Genomic DNA, 15,625 nt, shown 5'->3' on the forward strand with positions numbered 1-15,625 from the left:
AACTTTGACATGTTGTCAGCATGATGCTGACAACATGTCGGAAACCTAACACGGCGCCGACGGGTTCGGGGAGCTACGGATTGAGGGCGGGTCGCGGCTACGGCGTGGCGCCGAGTGCCCGCAGGACGAAACGTTCGATTGCCTCCACCGGAAGGTGGCGCGGTGCCAGGCATGCATGAATCAACGACAGCGTGGCGGGCTCGTCGTCGATGACGAACTGCCCGGCGGCCACACCCTGAGCCAGGATCTCGCGGAGCACGTCCTCGACCGCCACCACGTGGTCGCGGATGGCCAGCATCGTTTCGGTGGACAGTGCGCCGTAGAGCTGCATGCCCATGCCCATGTGGAATTCCTGCCCGGCCTCGAGCTGATGCCGGATGTAGACCCCCAGGCGTCCGACCGGATCGTCGACCTCGGACAGGGCATCCCGCAGCCCGTCGAGGTAGCGGGTCGTCTCGTGTGAGGCGAAGGCGATCACCACCGATTCCTTGTCGGGGAAGTGGTGATAGATCGCGGTCCGGCCGATCCCGGCCTCTGCCGCCAGTTTGGCCATGGTGATCGCGTCGAAGCTGTGCTCGGCCATGAGTGTGGCGAAAGCCTCGAAAATGCGCTGTTGGACCAGCTCGCGGTGTTCTTCGACCGATGAGGCGCTGATCCTGGGCACGCTCGACTCTAACGCCCGCTGCGGAATCCGAAGCTGTTAGTCCAGCCTTAGCAATCGGCCGGTGATCCTGCGGTCCACTACAGTCTCGGTACTCAATTGAATGAAGGGTGGTACTTCGTGCTGCAGGCTTTGCGGGGTTCGGCCATCCCTTCGCGCGTGGCCGCTGCGGCGCGCACCCTGCATCCGGTCGGATTGTCGCTGGCGCTGCTGTTCTTCGCCTGGTCGATGAGCCCGTCTCTGCTGCCGCGCGCCTGGTATCTGCAAGGAGTCGCGACGGGTATCAGCGTCGGGATCGGGTACGGGTTGGGGTGCGCTCTCGCGTGGGTGGTCCGCCGCTGCGGGGTCAGCCCGCCGTGGTCGTCGCGAACCCGCAAAATCGGGTGGTGGACGCTGGCCGGTGCGGCTGTCGTGGTCGTCCCGACGTTTCTCGTGCTCGGATCGTGGTGGCAGCAGATCCTGCGCGATCTGATCGGCATGCCGCGCACCGAGCGGTCCTTCTACCTCCTGGTGTTGTTGATCGCGGTGGCCATCGCGTTGGCGCTTGTCGCCATCGGGCGTGGATTACGTTGGGCCACCAATCGTTTGACAGTGGTGGGCGGCCGGGTCGTGCCCGGCCCGGTGGCCAGGCTGGCCGCGGTGGTGATCGTGGTGGCACTGCTGGTGATGGGGCTCGACGGCGCGTTGCATCGTGGACTTCTGACCATGGCCGAACGTTCCGCGAAGGTGGCCGACAAGAGCACCGCCGAGGGTGTGACGCAACCGAGCGCACCGGAGCGTTCCGGTTCGCCGGCCTCGGCGCAGGCGTGGGATTCGCTCGGCCGGGAAGGTCGCACCTTCGTGGCCGGAGGCCCGAGCGCGCAACAGATCTCGACGGTGACCGGTGCTCCGGCGCTCACCCCGATCCGGGTATACGCGGGCCGCACATCTGCGGACAGTGTCGCAGGCATCGCCGAGCGGGTGATCGCCGAACTGCACCGCACCCACGCCTTCGAGCGCAAGGTGCTGGCTGTGGTGACGACGACGGGCCGGGGCTGGGTGAACCCGAACGTGGCGGCCGCGCTCGAATACGTCAACGGCGGGAACACCGCGATCGCGTCCATGCAGTATTCCTTCCTGCCCAGCGCGCTGTCCTTCATCGCCGACCGCGAGACCCCGCCCCTGGCAGGCCAGGCGTTGTTCGAAGCGGTGCACCGGGTTTGGGCGGCCCTGCCGGAAGCCAAGCGTCCGAAACTGGTGGTGTTCGGGGAGAGCCTGGGGTCCTTCGGCGGCCAGTCGGCATTTGCCTCTGGTGCCGACATCGTCGCCCGCACCGACGGTGCGCTGTTGGTCGGCACACCCAATTTCGCGCAGCCGTGGGGCAGGCTCACCGCCAACCGGGACGCCGGCTCGCTGGAGCGACTGCCGGTGGTCGACGGTGGCCGTCACATCCGGTTCGCGTCCCGCACCTCCGATGTGAATCTGGCCGGCTCGTGGGAGTTTCCGCGCGTGGTGTTCTGGCAGCATGCCAGTGACCCGATCACCTGGTGGTCGTTCGATCTGCTGTTGCACCGCCCGGACTGGTTGCGGGAGCCGCTGGGGCCCGATGTGGACCCGGGAATGCGCTGGCTGCCGTTCGTCACGTTCTGGCAGGTGACGCTGGACATGATCTTCTCCGCCGAGGTGCCCTACGGGTACGGGCATGCCTTCGGCCCGGACGCCGCCGACCTGTGGGTCGACATCCTGGATCCGCCGCACTGGGATCCGGCCATGACACAACGAATTCAGGATGCGATCACCGTCGGTTGAGGTGCGGGCAGAACCCGCTCGCCGTCATCGGAACACATCGCGGAACAGCTCGCGCCACATCGCCTTGCCGCCGAGATCGTCAACGCCACCCTCGTGACGGCCCAACGATGACCAGACCATCCGAAGCTGCTCACGGCCGCCGGGAAGCTCTTCGAGGCTCGGATTACACCACCTCTGGTAGTACTCGCTGGCCCGGTATGTCTCACCGTGTTTCCGGAATCCGGCCAGCAACCTGAACTCGACGATCCACGGAACGGCGGCCGCGATTGTGGTCGGGATCTTGACGTACCACGCAATCACCGGAACCGCGAATGGCGCGAGAAGGTCGAAGGCGTAGTGCAGGTTCGCGGGATACAGCCATTTGGTGCCCTCCTCCAGCAGGTGGGCAATATTCAGGCTGAACCACCATGCTGCGGCGGTGATAGTCCAGCCGACCCAGGGCCAGTGCAGCGATACGACTTTGACGAACAGGAACCAACTGGTCAGGACGTGAAGACAGACCGCGATCTGCATGGCCCAGAAACAGATGATCAGGATCCACAACACGAAGCCGAGAAATACCTGTGCTCCCAGAGTGATGCCGCGTGCCCACATCATGAAGGCCGTCGTCGCGAACCAGAGAAGGGTGGCCCCGAACAGCGCCCACTGACCCGCTTTCTTCCAACCGGTCGCCGCCCTGATGTCGGGCAGGATTCTGGTCTTGACCGCCACGATCAGGGCCACCATCACAGCCACTGCGCACGAGTTGGCGAGGATGTTGGGATAGAAAGCCGCCGCGCCCAGAAGCTCGCCGAGAAACTCGGGAGTGCGTGACATCGCCTGCGCGACGAGCCTGGCCGTCGCATTCAGAGCCCACACTGAAGCGGCGAGGATCAAGAATGTGGCAATCATCATCGGGAGCATGCGGTGCAACCGCGCGCCGCGATTGCTGCGTTTGAAGCTCTCCTGAATCTCGCGATGCCACCGGTAATAACTGCCGGCCGTGGTCCGCAGTCCCCGTGAGATGGTGACCATCCCTCTGCCCTCCGCTCTCGACGGCTTTGGGCATGAGTTTCTACGAGGGGTCCGACATCTTGGTCAGTCGATGGCGGGTGGGCGCGGTTCACAGGCCACCACTGAATACACAGACCGCTCGAGCGAAGTCGAGCGGGTCCTCGTGACCGCACCTTTGAGCGGATGACGGGATTCGAACCCGCGACCCTCACCTTGGCAAGGTGATGCGCTACCAACTGCGCTACATCCGCGCGCCACGAGCGAGATCGTCGCCCGTCGCGAAGCAGGACATTAGCCCACCAACGCGTGAAGGCACAAATCCCTCGGTCTGACATGCATTGTGGGGCAACGTAAGCGGTGCGGCCCACCAACCTGGTAAGGCTCAGGGCGGCGCTGAACCGGATGCCGGCGGTGGGCGGCAGCGGGCAGTCGTAGGATTCCTGGATGCCGCTCAACGTCGGTGAGACGTTCGTCGTGTTCCGGATCATTCGACCGCTGGAGTCTGAGGGAACGGGGGAGTTGTACCTCGCTCAGCATCCCAGGCGTTCTGGCCGTGAGGCACTGACGGTGCTTCCCGCGCATTGGTCCGCCGAACCCGGCTACCGGGACCGGTTCTTTCGTGACGCGGACCTTGCCGCCACGTTGTGGCATCCCAGCATCGCCAGGGTCCATGATCGCGGAGAGCACGGCGGACACCTCTGGATATCGACGGATTTCGTCGACGGCACGGATCTCGCGGATCTCCTCGATCAGCGACGCCCAGGCGGCCTATCGCGCGAACAGGTTTTCCGCGTCATCCTCGCGATTGCCGGGGCGCTCGACTACGCCCACAAGCACGGGCTGCTGCACCGCGACGTCAGGCCGGCCAACATCATCGTCGCTGACGTCGACGGCGATACCGAGCCGGGTGCCGTTCTCGTCGGCCTGGGTATCGCCCGCGACGTCAGGCCCGGGGACAGCCCCGGCTACGCGGCACCTGAACAGCTGGTGGGGGAGGAGGCCGATGGCCGGGCGGACCAGTACGCCTTGGCCTGCACCGCGTATCACCTCTTGACCGGGACGCAGTTGTTCGCCCACGCTAATCCCGCGGTCATGGTGAGTCGCCACGTCAACTCCAAGCCGCCGGCATTGGCCGACATCCGGCCCGAGTTGGCCGACCTCGACCCGGTGCTGGCCAAAGCGCTCGCCAAGAACCCGGAAGACCGGTTCCCCAGCTGCGGCGCGTTCGCGCACGCGCTGGCCGACGAAACTCCGGTACCCGCACTGACTTTGGCGCCGGCACCGGCCGTACCCGTACCCGGCCGACAGAGCGTGTCCCGGGTGCTGCAGAAACCAGGTTGGTTGCCCGCAGCGGCGATCGCCGCCGTCGGCGTCGTCAGTCTCGGGCTGTGGCAGCTGTGGCCGTCCCCGGACGCCGCAGCGAGTGAACAGCCCAGCTCGCTGCCGAGCACCGACACCGCGACTGTCTCAAATGTGGCGACCGCCCCACCGCCCATCGCCCCGGTCTTTGACGGCCTGTACCGCCTCGACTACGACAATCCCGGCGCCACCCTCAACGGCAACCCCTGGCCGGGTGCCGGCAACCAAATCGCAAGCTATTGGTGGGCATTTCGATCGGCCTGCAAACCGTCGGGGTGTGTCGCCACGTCGACGCGGATGGATGGCTCCAACCATGCCGTCCCGTACACCGAAGGTGGCGGCATGACAGCCGTGTTCCGCCTGCTGAACAATTCTTGGCAGGCTGGTCCAGGGAGGGGCTCACTGCCCTGCGAGGTGCCCCTCGTCGGGCAGGCGCAGGCGATGGACACCGCCTTGGCATTGACGCCACAGCCTGACGGCATGCTGGCGGGCGCGCAGACCACCACCATCCAATCCAACGAGTGCGGGCTGCAAGGTGCGGTGATCACCGTGCCCGTTCGCGCCACCCGGCTCGAAGAGGTTCCGCCGGGCAGCCCGATCGCCGACCCTGTCGCCATCCCGGACCTGCTGCCGCCCGTTCCTGCGTTGCCCCCACCGATACCGGCCGGCCCTCCGGTGCCTGCGCCGCCGCTTCCGCCGGCTCCTCCGGTGCTGCCGCCACCGTCGATCGGCCCGATCATGCCGAGCCCCGTCCCGCCCGCTGTGCCCATGCCGCCGGCCCCGCCACCTCCGGTGCAACTGCCGCCGGCGTAGCAGCCGCCTGGGGGTTTGTCCGGACTCCGTACGGGATCAGCCCAGGCCTCATCGGCATCACCGTTAAGTAGCGCGGGATGAGTAGTGGCGGTCCCTTCGACCAGAACGAGGCACCCGTAGACGGCCTCACCAATTTTGTTGGTGGCATACCGTCTTTCGAGCGGTGATGACTGAGAATGATCTGTGGCGATCGACACTGAGGCGCTCATGAGCGCGTGGTCTGAGGGCCGCACGGCAAAACTGCGCGCAGCCAACCCGTATTACGGGTAACACCAGTTGGCGAGGATGTGGATGCTCGGCTACAAGAGAATGCTGCGTGAACGGTTGGATCGTTCGCCCGCCCGGCAGAAGTACCTGGCTCGCGAGCGCGTCATCGCGGAGTTTGTGGCGCGCAACGGGTATCGGCCCGCTGCGGTTGATCGCCACCTCCGCGAGTGACGGTGAGCCCGGTCAACTCTGGCGCGACGCCCGCCACAGCTTCGGCGGCCACTTCGTCGTTCTGTGCGTGGATCTCGTCGCGATCGTTCATATCTTGACCGTGGTGCGAGTACCTACAGAGAAACGGGCAAAAAAATAGCCCCTGATCAGGGGCTATGCTGGTGCGCGATACTGGGATTGAACCAGTGACCTCTTCCGTGTCAGGGAAGCGCTCTCCCGCTGAGCTAATCGCGCGGGTTGAAACTGTTACTTGGAGGTGGAGACGGGAATCGAACCCGTGTGCACGGCTTTGCAGGCCGTTGCCTCACCACTCGGCCACTCCACCGCTGGGGTTGATGCCACAATCGCACCTTCGAGCGGATGACGGGATTCGAACCCGCGACCCTCACCTTGGCAAGGTGATGCGCTACCAACTGCGCTACATCCGCGCGCCACGGGCGAGATCGTCGCCCGTCGCGAAGCAGAACATTAGTCCACCGATGCGCGCAGACACAAATCCCCATGACGGCAGGGCAACGTGCGGCCAACAACCGTGTTTCAGAACAGCTGATAGGCCTCCCGTGAAAGGACGAATCCATGGCGGGTTTTCGTGTCGCGACAGGTGATGCCGGTGTCAGCGCTCTCACATCGCAGTGTTCCGGCGGTGATCGAGTCTCCGTAGCCCAGTTCGGCGCCCGCGCCCAAGGTGGTGTCGCCCGCGCAGACGAACGCGGCGGGCCTGCCGGGGCTCAACGTGACGCCGTGGCCGTAAGCGAACTCACAACTGGCCGGGCGCAGTGGTGGTGCCCAGCTACGGTCGCGGATATCGCAGCGCGCCATCGAGGCGTCGAGGTAGCACCCCACGTTGCCCGACGGTGAGGTGAAACCCGTCAACTCCGTGACCTGCCGATTCACCAGCCGGGAGGTGACCCGAGTGCCGGGCGTTACGGCAACAGTGTCATCTGTCATGGGGGCCGGGCCACTGTGGCAGCCGGAAAACAGGGCACTAGCAGCAAAAACGGCGCCGCTGACCGCCGGCCAACGGACCCGCAGGTGAACCATGACGGGTGACCATACGCCCGCATTGGCGTGCATATTTGGCAAATCAAACAAGTGGATCGCGCGGGCACCGATTCGGGCCTCACCGGGCATGCGTGCTAGTGTTCGACGTCGTTCCCACGGTCTCGTAGCTCAGTGGGAGAGCGTCCGCCTCACACGCGGAAGGTCGCTGGTTCGAACCCAGCCGGGACCACCATCACCTCAGGCGGCTTCGGAGTATCCGGAGCCGTTTTTTCGTGGCAGGACACACACTTCACCGTGAGCCAGTGTTGTCCGTCCGATTCGGTAGGGTCCTCCGACGTGACTCAAGGCGTGACCGTTGGAACCATCAAATCCGTAACCGCCCGTCTGGCCGAGGAACTCGCCGTGGGCGAGGGGCAGGTCGCCGCGACGGTGGCACTGCTGGACGAGGGCTCGACGGTGCCGTTCATCGCCCGGTACCGCAAGGAGGCCACCGGCGGCCTCGACGATGGTCAGCTGCGCACCCTTGAGGAACGCCTGGGTTATCTGCGTGAGCTCGACCAGCGCCGCGAAGCGGTGCTGGCCTCGATCCACGAGCAGGGCAAGCTCACCGATGAGTTGAGGGCCGCGCTCATGGCGGCTGAGACGAAGTCGAGGGTCGAAGACATCTACCTGCCGTACAAGCCCAAGCGGCGCACCAAGGCCCAGATCGCCAAGGAAGCCGGCCTGGAACCGCTGGCGGAGCGCCTGCTGGCCGATCCGACGCTGGTGCCCGACGAGGTGGCCGGTGAGTTCCTGGGCGACGACGTCGCCGACGCGGCCGCGGCACTGGAAGGTGCTCGCCACATCATCATCGAGCGGGCCTCCGAGGACGCCGAGCTGGTGGGTGCCACCCGTGAGAAGTTCTGGGCCGACGGCTCCCTCCGTACCGCTCCTTGGTCTGAAGAGGCAGCGAAAAGCCCTGCCGCACAGAAGTTCCGGGATTACTTCGAGTTCTCCGAACCGCTGGAGAACATGCCGTCGCACCGGGTCCTCGCCGTGCTGCGCGGCGAGAAGGAGCAGGCGCTGTCGCTGAACTTCGACGGTGGTGAGGACGAGCAGTACCAGGCGATGATCGCGCAGGCCCTCGGTATCGACATGACCGTCAAGGCGCCGGCGACGCCGTGGCTGGCCACCACCGTACGGTTGGCCTGGCGCGCCAAGCTGATGATCTCGGCTGCCGTCGACGCACGTATCCGGCTGCGTCAGCGCGCTGAGGAAGAGGCGGTCGCGGTGTTCGCCCGCAACCTCAAGGATCTGCTGCTGGCCGCGCCTGCCGGCACCCGCACCACCCTCGGCCTGGACCCGGGTTTCCGCACCGGGGTCAAGGTCGCCGTCGTCGACGCCACCGGCAAGGTGGTCGATACCTGTGCGATCTTCCCGCACCAGCCCCAGAAGCAGTGGGATCAGGCCAAGGCCACCCTGGCGGCGCTGGTCGCCCGGCACAACGTCGAGTTGATCGCCGTCGGAAACGGCACCGCCTCGCGCGAGACCGACGCGTTGGCCGCAGAGCTGATCGCCGATATCCGCTCGGCGGGGGCGAACGCACCGGTAAAAGCCATGGTCAGCGAGGCGGGTGCGTCGGTGTACTCGGCTTCTGAATACGCCGCGCGGGAGATGCCGAACCTCGACGTGACGCTGCGCGGCGCGGTCTCGATCGCCCGCCGGCTGCAGGATCCGTTGGCGGAGTTGGTGAAGATCGATCCGAAGTCGATCGGCGTCGGGCAGTACCAGCACGACGTGACGCCGGGCTCGCTGGCGCGCAGCCTCAACGCGGTGGTCGAGGACGCGGTGAACGCCGTGGGTGTGGACCTCAACACCGCCTCGGTGCCACTGCTGGCCCGGGTGTCGGGGGTTACCGAATCCCTGGCCGAGGCCATCGTGGCGCACCGCGAGAACGCCGGCGCCTTCCGCAGCCGCAAGGCGCTGCTGGACGTTCCGCGCCTGGGCCCCAAGGCCTTCGAACAGTGCGCGGGCTTCCTGCGTATCCGCGATGGGGAGGACCCACTGGACGCTTCCGGGGTGCACCCCGAGTCCTATCCGGTGGTGCGGCGCATCCTGGACCGCTCCAACGTGACCCTGGCCGAACTGATCGGTGACGAGCGCACTCTGCGGACGCTGAAGCCCGCCGACTTCGCCGATGAGCGGTTCGGTGTTCCCACCGTCACCGACATCCTTGCCGAACTGGAGAAGCCTGGGCGTGATCCACGTCCGGCGTTCTCCACCGCCACTTTCGCCGCCGGGGTCGAGAAGGTCGCCGACCTCAAGCCGGGCATGGTGCTGGAGGGCGTGGTGACGAATGTCGCGGCCTTCGGCGCCTTCGTCGATGTGGGTGTGCACCAGGACGGGCTGGTGCACGTCTCGGCGATGGCCGACCGGTTCATCTCCGACCCGCACGAGGTGGTGAAGTCCGGTCAGGTCGTCAAGGTCAAGGTCGTCGAGGTCGACGTGGAGCGGCAGCGCATCGGGCTGACGCTGCGGCTCAACGACAACCCACAGCAGGGCAAGCGACCCGACCGCAACGACCGGGGCGGCCAGGGCGGCCAGAACCGCGGCGGCAATCAGAACCGGGGCGGGGACCGGCGAAACCAGAACCGCGGCAACAACTCCGGTCGCCGAGAGTCCAATCAGCCGACGGGCTCGATGGCCGAGGCGCTGCGCAACGCAGGCTTCGGCAAGTAGCGGCTACGCGGTCTGCTCCGGGGCCTCATCGGCCTCGGAGCGGTGGCGGCGCCACGACCGGTAGCCGCGGTGGGCGGCGAACGTCCCGATGACCGCCGTGACGCACCACACCCCGATGGCCGTGTAGGCCAGCGGGGCCGACAGATCACCGATCGACGCGCCCAGCGCGGTGTAGACGAAGGCCCGCGGCACCGAGCCGATGAACGCCCCGGCCGCCATCTGCCACAGCGGCACGCCGAATGCCCCGAAGGCATAGGAGGCCAGCGCGTCGGATATGCCGGGGACGAAACGCTGCCCGACCACCGCCCAGAGGCCGCCTCGCTCTATCTGGTGGTCCAGCCGGTCTGCTCGTTGCGCCCCGAGCAGGGCTCGGGCGCTGTCGCGGCCCGCGCGCCGGCCGATGAGGCTGGCCACGACCGCCGTGCCGACCGTCGCGCCCAGGGTGACGAAGGTGCCCAGCACCGGGCCGAACAGCACCCCGCTGCCCGCGGCGAGGATGGGGCCGGGCACGAACAGCGCTCCGAGGGCGGCCGAGACCACGACGTAGGCCAGGGGTGCGGCCGGACCGGTGGCGGCGATCCAGCTCCTGATGTCGTCGACATCGATGACGCGGGCCACGGCCACCAGATAGAACAGGCCGAACAGAAACGCGGCGAAGGCGACGAGCCGCAGGATGTGCGGTCGCCGCGGGCCGGCGGGGGAGTCGTCGTCAGTCATGGCGGCCACGATTCTCCCGTACCGGATCTCACCCGGACGCCGCGTCGATCACGCCGTCGAGAATCTCACGTGAGGTCGACAACTCCCGGATCGCCTGCTCGATCCGGTCGCGCTCGGCCGAGAGCGCGTCCAGGAGGCGGGGCGTGGCCTCTGCGGCGGGGCCGCCGTCGGCGTCGCGCATACAGGGTAGGAGCGACGAGATCGTGCGACTGTGCAGCCCGGCGGCGTAGAGCTCTTGGATGCGGATCACCCGGTCGATGGCCTTCTCCGAATATTCGCGCTGCCCACCGGGCGTGCGCTCAGACGCCAACAGGCCCTGCTGCTCGTAGTAGCGCAGCGACCGCTGGCTGACCCCGGTGCGGCGTGCGAGTTCGCCTATACGCATATGCCAGTTATACCGACGCGACTTGACTCTGACATTGGTGTCAGCTCGTACCGTTCGCCATGACCACATCGCAACCGCCTTTCGTCTACAGCCCGATCACCGAACGCGCGCCGATCCACTGGCCCGGTGGTGCGCGGGTCGCGGTGTACATCGGGCTCAACGTCGAGCACTTCCTCGCCGACCGGCCCTCGACCAGTATCTGGCCGGGTACCGCGGAGCTGACTCCCGATGCACTCAATTACGGTTGGCGCGATTACGGCGCCCGAGTGGGCATTTGGCGCACGATCGAGGCTCTGGACCGGCACGGCGTCCGCCCCAGTGTGCTACTCAATTCGGCTGTCATCGAACATCATCCGCAGATCGTGAAGGCCGGCCTTGAACGGAACTGGACATGGCTGGCGCACGGGCAGACGAATTCGATTCTGCACACCGGTTTCGGCGTCGACGAGGAGCGCCGGATTCTCACCACGATCGCCGACGACATCGCCGAGGCGACGGGCCGGCGTCCCTACGGCTGGATGGGGCCGGGGTTGACCGAAACCGCGCACACCCCGGAACTGTTGGCCGAACTCGGTTTTCGCTACGTTCTCGACTGGACCAACGACGACCAGCCGTACTCGCTGACCGTCCCGGGCATGCTCAGCGTGCCGTACTCGGTGGAGCTCAACGACCTGCTGATCTTCGGGAAGGGTTTCACCGGGCCGGAGTTCGTGCAGATGGTGATCGATCAGTACGAGCAGTTGTATGCGGACTCGGCCACCAGCGGTCGGGTGATGGCGTTGGCACTGCACCCCTTCGTGATCGGCCAACCGTTCCGGCACAAGTACCTTGAGGAGGTCTTGGACTACCTTGCCGCGCAGCCGGACGCGTGGGTGACCACGAGCGACGAGATCGCGGCGCACGTGGCGGATTGATTGCGAACGCCAATAGCTGCACCACGATTGGCCCGGCAATCCTGGACCGCCGATGTGGGAGATGTCACACTGCGTTGGGGCGACGGGGCCGAAACGTGTGGCCGCGTGGTCGCGAAACTCGGGGAGGACCACGATGACAGCTATCACCGGGATCGCCGGTCGCAGCAACGGCACACCGCCTCCGACCGTGCCTCTCTCCGACATCGACCTCGGGTCGCTCGACTTCTGGGCGCGTGACGACGATGTGCGCGACGGCGCCTTCACGACGCTCCGCCACAGCGCCCCGGTGTCCTTCTTCGAGGTGGCGGAGTACGCCGGATTTCCCGGTGGCGCGGGACACTGGGCACTGACTCGCCACGAGGATGTGCACTTCGCCAGCCGCCATCCCGAGCTGTTCAGTTCCAGCCCCACGAGCACGACGCTCAACGACGTCCCGGCTGAGATCGCCGAGTTCTTCGGGTCGATGATCACCTTGGACGATCCCCGTCATACCAGGCTGCGATGCATCGTCAACCGGGCCTTCACGCCCAAGGTGATCGCGCGGATCGAGCAGAGCGTGCGGGACCGTGCGCATCGTCTGGTGTCGGAGATGGTCGACGCACATCCGGATGGCACCGCGGACTTCGTCGAAGAGGTGGCTTCGCCGCTGCCGCTGCAGATCATCTGCGACATGATGGGCGTTCCGGAAGAAGATCAGGCCAAGCTCTTCCACTGGACCTCCGTGCTCATGGGGGCCGGGGACGACGAGGTGTCCACCGATGAGTTCGGCGCGTATCTGGAAGTGGCCACCGAGCTGGCCGGGTACGGCGTCGCATTGGCAGAGCAGCGTCGTGAGCATCCCGGAGACGACCTCACGACCAGTCTGGTCGAGGCCGAAGTCGACGGAGAACGGTTGTCGTCCAACGAGATCGCCTCGTTCTTCATCTTGCTGACCGCTGCGGGCAACGACACCACCCGCAACGCGATCAGTCACGGCATGGTGGCGCTGAGTCGTTATCCCGACGAACGGGCCAGATGGTGGAACGACTTCGACGGGGTATCGCCGACCGCTGTCGAGGAGATCGTGCGGTGGGCGTCACCGATCATCTTCATGCGGCGCACGCTCACCCAGGACGTGGAGCGCAGTGGAGTCCAGATGAAGGCGGGTGACAAGGTCTCCATGTGGTACAACTCGGCCAACCGTGACGAGCACGCGTTCACCGACCCCTGGCGCTTCGACGTGTTGCGAAATCCGAATCCGCACTTCGGGTTCGGCGGTGGCGGCGTGCACTTCTGCCTGGGGGCCAATCTTGCCCGCCGGGAGATTCGGGTCGCATTCGACGAACTGCGTCAGCAGGTTCCCGACATCGTGGCGATCGATGAACCCGCGATCCTGCGTTCGGCATTCGTGCACGGTGTAAAACATCTGCCGGTTGCGTGGACCACGGCCTAGACAGAGGCCCGAGCTTCCTGAGCGTGGTGGCCGCGTTCAACCGGCCGGTGCATGCGGTCGTAGAACAACTTTGGATGTGATTGCAGTCCTGCTCAGGACGCGACGCTCAGCGCCTCGGCGGATCGGTCGGGCAGCGCATCGGCGGCGATGGCGCGCAACGTGCGCAGCATGAGCGCGATGTTCGGATCGCGTTGACGTCCGGCACGGACCACCGCGCTGATGGTGCGCCCACCGAGCTGCAGACCGGGCACGATCAGCCCCTCGAGCTTGGTCGGGACCGAAAGGCGCGGCACGATCGCCGAGGCGATCTCGGTCGCCGCCAGATCGCAGATGTTCTGGGCGCCGATGAGGCGGTGTTTGACCTGCGGGGTGAAACCCGCGCTTTCACCGGCGCGCATGACGGCGATCCCGAGCCCGGAGTTCTGCGGTCCGGTCACCCACGGGCCATCGGCCAGCGCCCCAAGTCCCTGCTTGCGGATCCTCAAGTGCGAATGTGTCGGCGCGAGCAGAACCAGCGGCTCGTACAGCAACGGTGTGGCACTCAGACCGCCCGGGGCTTCCTCCCCGACGAAGTCGTACTGGCACGTGATGGCGATGTCCACTTCGCCCTGGCGCAGCAATCGCAACGCCGCGGTGCTGGTCTCCTGTTGAACCTGCACGCGCAGGTCCGGCTCTTCGAGACTCAGCCGCTGCATCATGGGGGCGGCCAGCGTCGGAATCCCCATGTTGAACGCCGCGATGGCGACCTGACCGGTGACATGGTCTCTGGTTTCGGCCACCGCGCTCATGGCTTCGTCGACCGCGACCAGCACCCGGCGCACGTGTTCGGCGAGCACCTGGCCGCTGCGGGTGAGCCCCAGCGTCCTGCCGTCACGCCGGAAAAGTACTGCCCCGGCCTCTTCTTCGAGCACTCGAAGCTGCTGAGACACTGCTGAACTGGTGATGTTTCGGCGTTCGGCGACAGCGGTGACCGAGCCCAGGTCGGCCAGATCGGACAGCAACATCATGCGACGCAGATCCAGCATCAGGCCCTCCTTGCCTCGGCGTGGACGGCGGGCTGAGTTTCAGCAGACATGTGGACCCCATCAGCTTGTGGCGCGAGATGAGCGGCAGAACTGTTGCGCGGCAGGACGTCAGCGACAACAGTTCGCGCTACGGCCGGGCGTGGGGCCGAGGTGGCGCCGAGCGGTGGGATCCGTCGAGTTCACATCCCGGATCTTGACAGACATCGACCGGTGGGCGCAGGACGGTTGCGCCCACCGGCGGTGGTCTCAGTGCTGTGAACTGCGATTATGCGGAGATCCGGGCAGGAATCACGGCGGATGTAATTCCAGCCTGATCAATGACGGGCTGCTACGCGTTGACTTAAGCGGCACTGAATTGTTCCGGTAGCCAGAGACTGTTGTTTGCATTCGCCGCCGAACCGACGCTGACCACGGCTTGCAAAACATCTACCCAGGGGAGTCAGCCATGACCGAACTCATCGAACGGACCGATACCGGTCTGGACGTCGTTCCACAAGCCGGCTACATCGGGGCCGAGATACGCGGAGTCGATCTGCGTAACACGCTGGAGCCCAGCCTGATCGAGGAGATCCGCACCGCGCTGCACACCTACAAGGTGATTTTCTTCCGCGATCAGCAGATCGGTCACGCCGAGCAGATCGCATTCGCCCGCCAGTTCGGCAAGGTGACCCCGGCCCACCCGCACGAGGAGGAGCCGCCGGAGGGGTTTCCGGAGATCCTTCCGATCGACAGCCGCCGCTACGAGCGTCATCTGGGCCGTAAGCGCACGTCTTACGACAGCAGCTGGCACACCGACGTGACCGCACTGGTGAATCCGCCGGCCGCTTCGATTCTGCGGGCCCACATCCTGCCGCCGTACGGGGGTGACACCGCCTGGACCAACCTTGTTGCGGCGTACGAGAACCTGCCCAAAGAGCTTCGCGACTTCGCCGACAAGCTCGACATCAAGCACCAGTTCAACACCAGGGCAGTCGAGGGCAGCCAACGCGATCGCAAGGTCCGTGAAGCCAATCTGGTTTCCTACCACCCGGCCGTCCGGGTGCATCCCGTCACGGGCGAGCGGGCCCTGTTCGTGAGCCCGGGCTTCACCCGGGGAGCGCGCAAGATCCGCGGTTACACGCCGTCGCAGAGCGAGGCGATCCTGAAACTGTTGTGGGACGAGGCCACCCGCACCGAGTACACCGTCCGGTTCCGGTGGGCCCCGGGCAGTATTGCGTTCTGGGACAACCGCGCGACGGCGCATCTGGCGATTCCCGATGCCGGACACCTCGACTACGACCGGGTGCTCTACCGCGTCACCCTCGAAGGCGACATCCCCAAGGGTATCGATGGCCGCGAGTCCGAATCGGTCTCGGGCGACCCGTTCTACGGAAAGTGATC

General features: G+C 66.1%; 13 protein-coding genes and 5 tRNA genes. 7 read left to right on the forward strand and 11 right to left on the reverse strand.

Translation table 11 applies throughout. From position 1 onward, the window contains the following. Window positions 1-97 precede the first annotated feature (97 nt). Entirely contained in the window at window positions 98-664 is a 567-nt protein-coding gene (locus tag QQ25_RS14510; RefSeq protein WP_039319450.1) for a TetR/AcrR family transcriptional regulator, read from the reverse strand. A gap of 117 nt (window positions 665-781) precedes the next feature. Here QQ25_RS14510 and QQ25_RS14515 point away from each other — a divergent pair, with 117 nt between their 5' ends. Continuing rightward, entirely contained in the window at window positions 782-2,449 is a 1,668-nt protein-coding gene (locus QQ25_RS14515; protein ID WP_407661798.1) for an alpha/beta hydrolase, read from the forward strand. 24 nt (window positions 2,450-2,473) lie between these two features. On the opposite strand, the gene QQ25_RS14520 is transcribed toward QQ25_RS14515, so the two are convergent. Continuing rightward, on the reverse strand, window positions 2,474-3,463 hold the full coding sequence (locus QQ25_RS14520) for a hypothetical protein (RefSeq protein ID WP_039319452.1): 990 nt from the start codon (window positions 3,461-3,463) through the stop codon (window positions 2,474-2,476). Window positions 3,464-3,620: 157 nt separating this feature from the next. Further along, a tRNA-Gly gene (locus QQ25_RS14525) sits at window positions 3,621-3,693 on the reverse strand. A 193-nt stretch (window positions 3,694-3,886) separates the two neighbouring features. Between QQ25_RS14525 and QQ25_RS14530 the strand changes: the two genes are divergently transcribed. Next, window positions 3,887-5,614, forward strand: a complete 1,728-nt coding sequence (locus tag QQ25_RS14530) for a serine/threonine-protein kinase (protein WP_052235828.1) — start codon at window positions 3,887-3,889, stop codon at window positions 5,612-5,614. Between the two features lie 370 nt (window positions 5,615-5,984). Here the strand turns inward: QQ25_RS14530 and QQ25_RS30970 are convergent, their stop codons facing one another. From QQ25_RS30970 to QQ25_RS14550, 5 genes are all read right to left on the reverse strand, one after another. Then, a complete protein-coding gene (locus QQ25_RS30970; protein ID WP_157847820.1) occupies window positions 5,985-6,143 on the reverse strand; it encodes a hypothetical protein in 159 nt (52 codons plus the stop codon). Between the two features lie 68 nt (window positions 6,144-6,211). Beyond that, window positions 6,212-6,286: transfer RNA gene (locus QQ25_RS14535), tRNA-Val, on the reverse strand. A 17-nt stretch (window positions 6,287-6,303) separates the two neighbouring features. Next, window positions 6,304-6,377, reverse strand: a tRNA-Cys gene (locus QQ25_RS14540). 30 nt (window positions 6,378-6,407) lie between these two features. After that, window positions 6,408-6,480: transfer RNA gene (locus QQ25_RS14545), tRNA-Gly, on the reverse strand. Window positions 6,481-6,589: 109 nt separating this feature from the next. Next, window positions 6,590-7,000 (reverse strand): DUF6636 domain-containing protein, encoded by a 411-nt coding sequence (locus QQ25_RS14550; protein ID WP_234706095.1) that lies wholly within the window; start codon window positions 6,998-7,000, stop codon window positions 6,590-6,592. Between the two features lie 211 nt (window positions 7,001-7,211). Here QQ25_RS14550 and QQ25_RS14555 point away from each other — a divergent pair. Both QQ25_RS14555 and QQ25_RS14560 read left to right on the forward strand, forming a co-directional pair. Continuing rightward, window positions 7,212-7,286 (forward strand) — tRNA-Val (locus tag QQ25_RS14555). A gap of 104 nt (window positions 7,287-7,390) precedes the next feature. Continuing rightward, window positions 7,391-9,772, forward strand: coding sequence for a Tex family protein (locus QQ25_RS14560; RefSeq protein ID WP_039379328.1), 2,382 nt, complete (start codon window positions 7,391-7,393; stop codon window positions 9,770-9,772). A 3-nt stretch (window positions 9,773-9,775) separates the two neighbouring features. On the opposite strand, the gene QQ25_RS14565 is transcribed toward QQ25_RS14560, so the two are convergent. Both QQ25_RS14565 and QQ25_RS14570 read right to left on the reverse strand, forming a co-directional pair. Beyond that, window positions 9,776-10,489: a TVP38/TMEM64 family protein gene (locus QQ25_RS14565; RefSeq protein WP_039379963.1), complete on the reverse strand. Its 714-nt coding sequence runs from the start codon at window positions 10,487-10,489 to the stop codon at window positions 9,776-9,778. Between the two features lie 28 nt (window positions 10,490-10,517). Beyond that, window positions 10,518-10,874, reverse strand: a complete 357-nt coding sequence (locus QQ25_RS14570; protein WP_039379330.1) for a MerR family transcriptional regulator — start codon at window positions 10,872-10,874, stop codon at window positions 10,518-10,520. A gap of 59 nt (window positions 10,875-10,933) precedes the next feature. Between QQ25_RS14570 and QQ25_RS14575 the strand changes: the two genes are divergently transcribed. Further along, window positions 10,934-11,788: a polysaccharide deacetylase family protein gene (locus QQ25_RS14575; RefSeq protein ID WP_039379333.1), complete on the forward strand. Its 855-nt coding sequence runs from the start codon at window positions 10,934-10,936 to the stop codon at window positions 11,786-11,788. A 133-nt stretch (window positions 11,789-11,921) separates the two neighbouring features. Next, window positions 11,922-13,220 (forward strand): cytochrome P450, encoded by a 1,299-nt coding sequence (locus QQ25_RS14580; RefSeq protein ID WP_039379334.1) that lies wholly within the window; start codon window positions 11,922-11,924, stop codon window positions 13,218-13,220. A gap of 92 nt (window positions 13,221-13,312) precedes the next feature. Here QQ25_RS14580 and QQ25_RS14585 read toward each other — a convergent pair whose 3' ends face one another. Next, window positions 13,313-14,245 carry a LysR family transcriptional regulator gene (locus tag QQ25_RS14585; RefSeq protein WP_039319467.1) on the reverse strand — a complete coding sequence of 311 codons (933 nt, stop codon included), beginning with the start codon at window positions 14,243-14,245 and terminating at the stop codon, window positions 13,313-13,315. 445 nt (window positions 14,246-14,690) lie between these two features. Here QQ25_RS14585 and QQ25_RS14590 point away from each other — a divergent pair, with 445 nt between their 5' ends. After that, window positions 14,691-15,623, forward strand: coding sequence for a TauD/TfdA dioxygenase family protein (locus QQ25_RS14590; RefSeq protein ID WP_039379335.1), 933 nt, complete (start codon window positions 14,691-14,693; stop codon window positions 15,621-15,623). Window positions 15,624-15,625: the final 2 nt, after the last annotated feature.

Origin of the sequence: Mycolicibacterium setense (genome assembly GCF_000805385.1) — a bacterium.
Taxonomy (GTDB): Bacteria; Actinomycetota; Actinomycetes; order Mycobacteriales; family Mycobacteriaceae; genus Mycobacterium; species Mycobacterium setense.

Coding starts and splice junctions, on each gene's coding strand:
- QQ25_RS14575 (WP_039379333.1), top strand. CDS start 10,934: ATGACCACATCGCAACCGCCTTTCGTCTACAGCCCGATCACCGAACGC.
- QQ25_RS14580 (WP_039379334.1), top strand. CDS start 11,922: ATGACAGCTATCACCGGGATCGCCGGTCGCAGCAACGGCACACCGCCT.
- QQ25_RS14570 (WP_039379330.1), bottom strand. CDS start 10,874: ATGCGTATAGGCGAACTCGCACGCCGCACCGGGGTCAGCCAGCGGTCG.
- QQ25_RS14530 (WP_052235828.1), top strand. CDS start 3,887: ATGCCGCTCAACGTCGGTGAGACGTTCGTCGTGTTCCGGATCATTCGA.
- QQ25_RS14565 (WP_039379963.1), bottom strand. CDS start 10,489: ATGACTGACGACGACTCCCCCGCCGGCCCGCGGCGACCGCACATCCTG.
- QQ25_RS14550 (WP_234706095.1), bottom strand. CDS start 7,000: ATGACAGATGACACTGTTGCCGTAACGCCCGGCACTCGGGTCACCTCC.
- QQ25_RS30970 (WP_157847820.1), bottom strand. CDS start 6,143: ATGAACGATCGCGACGAGATCCACGCACAGAACGACGAAGTGGCCGCC.
- QQ25_RS14520 (WP_039319452.1), bottom strand. CDS start 3,463: ATGGTCACCATCTCACGGGGACTGCGGACCACGGCCGGCAGTTATTAC.
- QQ25_RS14590 (WP_039379335.1), top strand. CDS start 14,691: ATGACCGAACTCATCGAACGGACCGATACCGGTCTGGACGTCGTTCCA.
- QQ25_RS14585 (WP_039319467.1), bottom strand. CDS start 14,245: ATGCTGGATCTGCGTCGCATGATGTTGCTGTCCGATCTGGCCGACCTG.